The organism is Rhodococcus sp. 27YEA6 (assembly GCF_044908235.1).
GTDB lineage: Bacteria > Actinomycetota > Actinomycetes > Mycobacteriales > Mycobacteriaceae > Rhodococcus_F > Rhodococcus_F qingshengii.
Map to the genome: position 1 here is coordinate 1 of NZ_JBIYCY010000047.1, position 7,397 is coordinate 7,397.

Consider the following 7,397-nt stretch of genomic DNA (forward strand, 5'->3'; position numbering starts at 1 on the left):
AGAGTACGAGAAGACGTTCTACGCTACTGAGCAGGGTGAGCAGGCCTTGGTTGAAATCAAATAGCCAGAGCCTCCATCAGACCCAGGGCGATTCATAAGAGTGGCCTTGGAGTCGACAACTACAGGTTTGAGTTCGCCGTTCACACACCAACGGCGCAGATAGAACTCCGGAACATAGTGATGCCTGCGAGCCGCTTCGGAAGCAGCGAGCGTTTGTGTCGCCTGCACAAAAGAATCGGCGAGCCACTCGTGTTCGAATCGCGTAACCGCGAGGACGGTCTTCATATCCATATGGGAAGACTATCGCGCTAGTCGGCTCTATTCCGTTGCAAGGCAAAGTCACCCAACGAGACCGAGGACAGAGAAGCGATGACACGCACTGTCTGTTCAAAAAACGCGAAGAGATAGCGGAGCCGCAAGGTGTCGGTCGCGGTATTGCGCGGTCAGGCAGTGGAATCCTGGGAGACTGACAAGCGTGGTTGTTTTCATCGGAAACGGATACTTTCCTGGTGCGTCGGCGGTGGATTCGATAATTGCCGTTTGAGTGTCTTCGTCGATGCTGATGACGGTGAACACCGAGACGCCTCCGGTTCCGATCTTTACTTGATCGCCTGGTTTCACGGGATCTCCTCTGCCTGCTGCTCGTAAATGTCTGTCCCTCAGGTGCGTTCACACGGCCATGTTCGCTGAAATCGCAAAGTGCCCGAGGAATGAGTTCAGGTCGCCACCGCTGACCGACGTGCAACCTTGGGTTGCAGGTCAGGACCGCTAATGGTGCTTCGGCCTGGTCAGTGTGGCGACCTGGCGCTCGTCGCAGAGCTGAGCTTAGGTAAGGCGCCCGACAGCCTTGCTCGGGCAACGGCGTCGGCCCTAGTCAGAGTTTGGATCATTACTTGCCGGGAAGGTCGACTGGCGGATGCGCAGTATTCGAAACGTGCAATATTCATCAGCCGCAGGACAGAACGCTGTGAATCTGTCCACCCTGATCCGGTGTCTTCTCGGGTCGACCAGAATGGACGACATGGCGCAGTACTGGAGCGAGTATCCGTTGTCCGACGTTGACGGTCAGGTGCCCAGTGCCCTGCCTACAGGCCGCTACGTCAGCGTCATTTCGAATGGACACGGAGCGCTGACCCCTGGGTTGCGGGACCAGGCCGGTGCTACAGGACACCGTATCCGGCATCCGCGCACCGGCCTGTGCGAGTCACTCGCGGTGACCCGAGCAGAGAACCCGAGGAAGTCTAGTTCGAGCCCTTTACCGAAGAAGACCTGCGGATGGTCAACGACGACGTCAACTCCTACCTCGCCGAGGCCGGAGTCCGGCTGCAACCCCGTGGATACACATGGCACGTGCTGGTGCCTGAGAGCATTCGCGATGGCGAAGAGCTGGAACATGTTCTGCGCGAGAAGAACCAATACATCGAACCGGCCGAAGTCCTCACAGCAATAAAGGGATTGTACGAATCACTGGTCAGTCGGATACCGCCGACTTCCTGACGCCCACCACGGGCCTGCAAGTCTCAGCCAGACCAAATCTGTTGCATGATCATCCACAGCAACTCACGGAGAGGCTGCGGAAACGGGCTCCAGTACAACCACCAATTGTCCACAATGAACCCTTACTCAATTGTGCTGTTGCAATGACTCAGTGTCGCCCTGGCAGGTTGACTTCGTCGAATGTCGTCCGTGCGCAGACCTTTGAACGAAGGGTGGCGCAGTGCGCCGCACGTACCGCATCGCGGAGCAAGTCAAACCGGAGGCACTCGAGACGTCGACAAGCCGATGCGTCATCGGGCCCAATGCGTCATCCGTCAGATCCTGCTTGCCCGCAACGACTACGAGCCGTGTCCGACCACCGAGAATTCATCACCGTGCCGAGCCCTCATAGCCTCGACGAGCACGTCGATCGAGCCCAGCAACTCCGCTGGCGGCGTGGTCAGGTCGAGGGCGTGGCAGTAGATGGTGATGTCGGCGCCGACAACCTCGACCGCATGAGAAGCGGTATCGCCTTTCGCGTAGATCAAGTGACCTTCCCGTAGTCCGAGTGCGGTGCAATACGCGGTCAGTTGGTACATGTCCGCGTTCGGCCCCCTCTTGCCGGCCGCGGTTGTTTTGTACTTGGCGTCGATCACCGCCACGGGCTTGTCGTCGCTGTCGCACCAGGTCAGGTCAGGTTCGATCGCGGGCGGTGCGGCCGTGATCGAGGTAGCGTGTCGGGCCGGATCCGGGGCGCACTCCCCTGCCGCCGCGGCTGGCGATCGCAGCAGCGGTGGTGGTCATCAGGAAATCCTCGAACACTGTCCCCATGTCGAGGACGAAGCCTCGCACGACGACAGTCCGATGCGGTGCTCGATGGACCGATGCTCGGTGATCAGCTCCGACAACTGCAATGCCCAGTGGTAGCGCTCGTTCAATCTCGTTCTCGCCGAGGACGGTTCGGCACCAGCGGTGGGCCGTGTGATGTCGGCGAGGGTGCGGCGACCCCTGGCCAACCTCGTCTGCAGACGGGGCGGGACTACCGCGGAATCGAGCAGAATCAAGGTGGCGGCGAGCAGCAGCTGGTTTTCGGCGATGTCTTCGCCCCTATTCGTCGTAGCGGATCACCCGCCGGCAGTGCGAGCGAAGAATCGTCGGGTTATCTGATCGCCTACGCGGAGCCGTCCGCGCAAGACCGGGCCCGAGTCTTCGACTTCGCGGTAGCCGGAAAGCAGTCCACGGGGTGCTGTCAAGTTGTTGAAAATGCCTGATCTGGGATGATCTGTAGGTGTCGTCCACGTACAAAGGGTTCCGGTTTCCTCGGGAGATCATCTCCCACTGCATATGGCTGTACCACCGGTTCACGCTTTCGTTTCGCGAGATCGAACTACTGATGGCTGAGCGCGGGATCGACGTGACATACGAGACGATCCGCACCTGGTGCGCGAGGTTCGGACCCGAATACGCCCGCAGGCTTCGCCGACATCAACCAAGCACTGGCGACAAGTGGTATCTCGACGAAGTCTTCGTCAAGATCGGCGGAGTCCGAAAATACTTGTGGCGGGCTGTCGACCAAGACGGCAACGTGCTTGACATCCTCATCCAAGCGAAGCGAGATGGCACGGCGGCGAACAGGTTCTTCAGGAAACTACTGAAGAAACAAGGCCACCCGCCGCGGGTACTGATCACCGACAAACTCCGCAGCTACGAGGTCGCGCACCGGAAGACGATGTCGACAACTGAGCACAGGCAAAACAAGTACTTGAATAATCGGTGCGAGAACTCCCATCAACCGACCCGACAACGTGAACGCGCGATGAAAGGGTTCCGCTCTGTCGGTTCAGCGCAGAGGTTTCTGGCCTCATTCAGTCGCATTTCGCCGCACTTCCGCCCACCCCGCCACCGGATGGCCGCCACCGATCACCGCACCGAAATTGCCGCCCGATTTCAGGTGTGGGATCAGGTCACAGAACAGGTCCTCGCTGCCTGAACGTCGCTCGGCGTGATGGCGTGATGTGCCCGAAAACAGTTGCACACCAGACAACTTGACAATACCTCGAAAAGACGTACGAGACAATCCATACCTGGTGCACGAAGTTCGGTCCCGAGTACGCCCGCAGGGCTAGGTCCTTCAGTAACGCAGCAGGAACGCGCGCTGCATGTCTTCGACCGATAGCTCGCCCGCAGGCAGGCTGGCTCGTTCCGCCACAGGAAGATTGGGCATGGTCAGTCCGTGCAGCAGGACCTGGAGCAGACCGATGTCCCGAACCATGCCGGCCATCATGGTGAGTAGGCCGCTGTCGCCGCTTTGCCGCGCCCCGGCGCGGCGTACCAATGCACTCCAGAAGGCAGCAGCGGTGGGACATTGACGACGGGCGCCTGTGATGACATTCCTGACCCGGATCCGGAACGATCTTTCACCGCCACAATTTCGTATTACACTAATATCTATGACTGACGAAACGATCAACAATCAGCCCGTCACCGACAGCATGATCGAAGAATGGGCAGACGAAGCCGAGACCGGTTACGACGTCGAAAAGTTGCGCAAACGGGGCCGGCCCGCCCTCGGCGTCGGTCCCGGCGCAGTAGTGCCCGTACGGATGGACGCCGCATTGCTCGAAGCGTTGAACGCCCGCGCAGAACAAGAACACGTCTCCCGATCCGAAGCGATCAGAGAAGCAGTGCGTGCCTGGACCCAGGTCGCGTGAAGGCACATAAATCCGCACTCAAACACGGAATCAGCGAAGACGCCGGCATCTACGCGGCAGAGCACCACGTGTACGTCGCCGACTTGGACGACGACAACCCCGCCCGCCAATTCCGGCTGGGCTTCGACCCGAACGGACGCCTCCTGGAATTAGTCATACTGCGCTTCGACAGCGGAAACGAGCTACTCATACACGCCATGAAGGCCCGATCTCAGTACGTTGATCTTCTGTAATCGATCTTTGTTCGCCGAGCGCGATGCAGGGAAGGTCAACCTGCTCGCCGGTGAAAGGAGGACATCGCCATCAACGCTGGGCGATCGCGGCCTGCACCGACGCAGGTGTGTTCGCGTCCGCCGCCCCGTGCCGAGAACTGGCACCACCGCCCATTCTCGCCACCGGTGGGGCGACATGCAGTTCACACGACATCCCTCACCCCCATGACACTGAAATTCCACGCCACACCCGGAAGTTGTTTGTGTTCTTTCGGTCGCCGAAGTGGGCCATGGAGTCAGATCAGCCTCGCCGCCTTGGTGACTCACAATCCCAATCGGACGCGGACCACCTCGTTTCCGTCGGCATATGTGTCGACGTAGCGACCGGCCCCGCGCTGGTAGCGCGAATCCACCGATGCCGGGTCGTGAGCCATGAACACCACATCGGGACGTCCGCCGTTGTAGCGCTGGTACAACTCGTAATTCCAGCCGTCGGGGGCGTAATCATCGTCCCATTTCAATCGTGCGACGGGGACGAATCCAGACTTCGCATAGATGGCAGGTAAAACTGTGTCGAAGCAGTCCAGCCGCCGTCCACCTGCAGCGACTGCGGTTTCGAGCATTGAATTCGCGGCACCGGGGTGGTTACTGTCCTGATGTGCGTAGAGCGAGACGATTTCGTCGTCGTTGAGCGCGATACCGGAACGGCCGTCGTCAGTCACGAACAGCCGCATACTTGCGTATTCGTCGTCGTTGTAGACGTACACCGACGATGCGTGCGGGTTTCCCTCTCTCAACGCTTCCATCTGGCGGCGGTATATCTGCGCGTCTCGTGGATGCAGTTCATGCAGCGTGGGAGTGCTTTTTCCCAGATTGCGAAACTGTTGTGCGCGTGCGTCCGGCAATCGATGTATCCCGACTGGCGTGATGTGCCGGCCATCGATCAGAAGCCGTGGAACTTCGCCAGATCGATCGCCAAATCGTCCCACTCCTGTTCGATCGCCAAACGTTCGGCTTCCGGCAGATCCGGAGTCCATCCCCACTGGCGCCAGAACACTTCGCGCTGCTCCTGTGTCAGGGTCGGTATCTCGTTCGTGGCCATTACCATTGTCCTTCGAGTCGTCGTGGGCGGAGCCTGATGTTGCTCTAATCTGCTGCTCGCGTAGCGCTTTGCCCACTTGGAGGCGATGCTGCAGCTTTTCTCGCTTACCTGGATCGTCCTCTGCGCCGAGTTGATTGCGCAACTCGGTTTGTCCGCCAGGAGTGGCGTCGTATTCGGCGGACCGGGCGTCGAGTTTCGTTTTCGCAGCGTCCAATCGTTGCCGGTTGCGGGTGATCGCCGAGTTCGCGTCGAACAATGCCTGGGCGGACTCGTGCCGACGTCGGGCGCTGTCGAGTCGTGCTCGCACGTGCGGGGTGCAGCGAGGGCCGGGGTACTTCTGGCACATCTATCGGCTCCCCCGATCTGCCGCGTCGACGAGACGGCCGAGCATGGCTCCGAGGTTTTCGGCGGCGATGTCGACGAGTTCGCTTCTTTCGGTGAGGTATTGGTCGCGGCGCAGTTCGATCATCACCGAGTACACGTGGCGGTCGGTGTTGTAGTGGTCGAGTGGTACGTACGTGCCGGAAAATGGGGTGTCGATGCCGATGTCCTCGAGTGGGGAGAACGCGGCGTAGGCGGTCTCGATGAGCCAAGGCGGTGTGTGGTGTGGGTCGGTGCCGATGCACAGGGCGGGACGCTGGTCGTCTGGGTTCAGCTCGTAGGCCGACGGCACTGTCGGGTAGGAGTGGACGTCGATGATCACGGCGCGGCCAGTGGCGGCGATGCGGTCCGTCACCAGGTCGGATATCGCGGCGGCGTAGGGATGGAAGTAGTTATCGAGCAGTGCATCTCGTGTGGCGTTGTCGGAGTTGCGCAGGACGTCTCCGTTGCAGGTTCGGGTGTAGACCGCGCCGCGGCCGACGGCGTTGAGTTGTTCGCGCTCGTCGGGGAATCGTTCGGGATCAATGCCCAGCCGCGAGAGGTCGTTGCGCAGTGTCCACGGCCGCGGTGTCACTGATTGCGCAGCGTGCTGGGCGATCACGTCGGTGTGCGCGTCGGTGATCTCGTCGAGTTCGGCGGCGAGTTGATCGTCGGTGACGGTCAAGGACGAGCGGATCTCGGGTGGAATAACACGCGAGGCGTGCGGGACGTGCAAGATGACGGGCGAGGATGTATCGCCCGCGATCAGTGTTCTCGTGTTCACGAAATCTCCTTGGCGAGTGTGGAACTGGTGCCGGTTTCAGTTGATGACGTCCACGAACCAGCGACCGTCGAGTTCTTTGGCGGTGATGGTCTGTGGGAACTGTGCGGGCGGCTGGCCGGGACGCATTTCGGTGAGAGCGACGGAGTAGATGCCAGCCGAGATCGGTGTGATGCGCACGCAGTGGGTGGTTCCTGTTGGGACGGTGTCGATTCCGGCTTGGATCTTCTCCCCCGCGGGCAGGGACGTGCCGGGGGTGGTGAGTGCACGGACGGCTGTTCCGGAGCGGGTGACGTAGTAGGCGTGCTCGAACGCTGCGATGACTCCGGGGCCGCTTTTCTGGTCGCCGGGGTCGGTGCGGCATGCGGCGGGGTCGGTTTCAGTTGTCGGTGTGAAGGCGAGAGTGGGCGGGGTGACGTCGAGGGTAGGTGCCGTTTCCGAGACGTCTGTCTCGTCGGCGATTCTTTCCTGTGCGCGCTCGTCGTTGCCGGAGAGAAGACGCAGGACGAACCAACCGAGCAGCGCGACCACGACAATCAGGGCAGCGACGTAGCGCAGTCGGGGCGATCGAGAAGCCTTCTTGCGCGGACGCTTCGGCGCTGTCGGAGGCGTGGGTGCGGTGACTGTTGTGGCCGTGTCCGCGCCTGCGCCGTGGGGTGTGCCGCCGAGTAGGTCGATCACTGCGGGGTGTCTCTTCGTGTTCGTCATCGCTGTCGCCTTTTCGGTGCTCGTTCCTGGTTCTGCAGTGGCGCATG

Annotated in this window: 11 protein-coding genes and 1 pseudogene; 5 read left to right on the top strand and 7 right to left on the bottom strand. The window is 60.7% G+C overall.

From position 1 onward, the window contains the following. Positions 1–387: 387 nt before the first annotated feature. Positions 388–576: a hypothetical protein gene (locus ABH939_RS32820; RefSeq protein WP_241064983.1), complete on the bottom strand. Its 189-nt coding sequence runs from the start codon at positions 574–576 to the stop codon at positions 388–390. Positions 577–1,260: 684 nt separating this feature from the next. Here ABH939_RS32820 and ABH939_RS32825 point away from each other — a divergent pair. Continuing rightward, a pseudogene (locus ABH939_RS32825) lies at positions 1,261–1,497 on the top strand (DUF5956 family protein); the annotation flags it as partial. A gap of 338 nt (positions 1,498–1,835) precedes the next feature. Here ABH939_RS32825 and ABH939_RS32830 read toward each other — a convergent pair. After that, the gene (locus ABH939_RS32830) at positions 1,836–2,138 is read right to left on the bottom strand and encodes an McrC family protein (protein WP_241064985.1); all 303 of its coding nucleotides are present in this window, start codon (positions 2,136–2,138) and stop codon (positions 1,836–1,838) included. Between the two features lie 207 nt (positions 2,139–2,345). Between ABH939_RS32830 and ABH939_RS32835 the strand changes: the two genes are divergently transcribed. Then, positions 2,346–2,747, top strand: coding sequence for a hypothetical protein (locus ABH939_RS32835; protein WP_241064986.1), 402 nt, complete (start codon positions 2,346–2,348; stop codon positions 2,745–2,747). A gap of 17 nt (positions 2,748–2,764) precedes the next feature. Beyond that, on the top strand, positions 2,765–3,466 hold the full coding sequence (locus ABH939_RS32840; RefSeq protein ID WP_084325630.1) for an IS6 family transposase: 702 nt from the start codon (positions 2,765–2,767) through the stop codon (positions 3,464–3,466). A 141-nt stretch (positions 3,467–3,607) separates the two neighbouring features. Here ABH939_RS32840 and ABH939_RS32845 read toward each other — a convergent pair whose 3' ends face one another. Next, positions 3,608–3,748 carry a hypothetical protein gene (locus ABH939_RS32845; RefSeq protein ID WP_241064978.1) on the bottom strand — a complete coding sequence of 47 codons (141 nt, stop codon included), beginning with the start codon at positions 3,746–3,748 and terminating at the stop codon, positions 3,608–3,610. Between the two features lie 178 nt (positions 3,749–3,926). Between ABH939_RS32845 and ABH939_RS32850 the strand changes: the two genes are divergently transcribed. Continuing rightward, positions 3,927–4,187, top strand: coding sequence for a ribbon-helix-helix domain-containing protein (locus tag ABH939_RS32850; RefSeq protein WP_241064977.1), 261 nt, complete (start codon positions 3,927–3,929; stop codon positions 4,185–4,187). Next, a complete protein-coding gene (locus ABH939_RS32855) occupies positions 4,184–4,420 on the top strand; it encodes a toxin (protein WP_241064976.1) in 237 nt (78 codons plus the stop codon). The genes ABH939_RS32850 and ABH939_RS32855 overlap by 4 nt, the downstream gene beginning before the upstream one ends. Before the next feature lie 302 nt (positions 4,421–4,722). Here ABH939_RS32855 and ABH939_RS32860 read toward each other — a convergent pair whose 3' ends face one another. The 4 genes from ABH939_RS32860 to ABH939_RS32875 all read right to left on the bottom strand — a co-directional run. Then, entirely contained in the window at positions 4,723–5,205 is a 483-nt protein-coding gene (locus ABH939_RS32860) for a hypothetical protein (RefSeq protein WP_241064975.1), read from the bottom strand. Between the two features lie 137 nt (positions 5,206–5,342). Beyond that, positions 5,343–5,501, bottom strand: coding sequence for a hypothetical protein (locus ABH939_RS32865; protein WP_241064974.1), 159 nt, complete (start codon positions 5,499–5,501; stop codon positions 5,343–5,345). A 346-nt stretch (positions 5,502–5,847) separates the two neighbouring features. Continuing rightward, on the bottom strand, positions 5,848–6,645 hold the full coding sequence (locus ABH939_RS32870) for an N-formylglutamate amidohydrolase (protein WP_241064973.1): 798 nt from the start codon (positions 6,643–6,645) through the stop codon (positions 5,848–5,850). Positions 6,646–6,681: 36 nt separating this feature from the next. Then, a partial coding sequence (locus tag ABH939_RS32875) for a hypothetical protein (protein WP_404650733.1) occupies positions 6,682–7,397 on the bottom strand: 716 nt, incomplete at its 5' end.

Coding starts and splice junctions, on each gene's coding strand:
- ABH939_RS32860 (WP_241064975.1), bottom strand. CDS start 5,205: ATGGAAGCGTTGAGAGAGGGAAACCCGCACGCATCGTCGGTGTACGTC.
- ABH939_RS32845 (WP_241064978.1), bottom strand. CDS start 3,748: ATGGTTCGGGACATCGGTCTGCTCCAGGTCCTGCTGCACGGACTGACC.
- ABH939_RS32865 (WP_241064974.1), bottom strand. CDS start 5,501: ATGGCCACGAACGAGATACCGACCCTGACACAGGAGCAGCGCGAAGTG.
- ABH939_RS32850 (WP_241064977.1), top strand. CDS start 3,927: ATGACTGACGAAACGATCAACAATCAGCCCGTCACCGACAGCATGATC.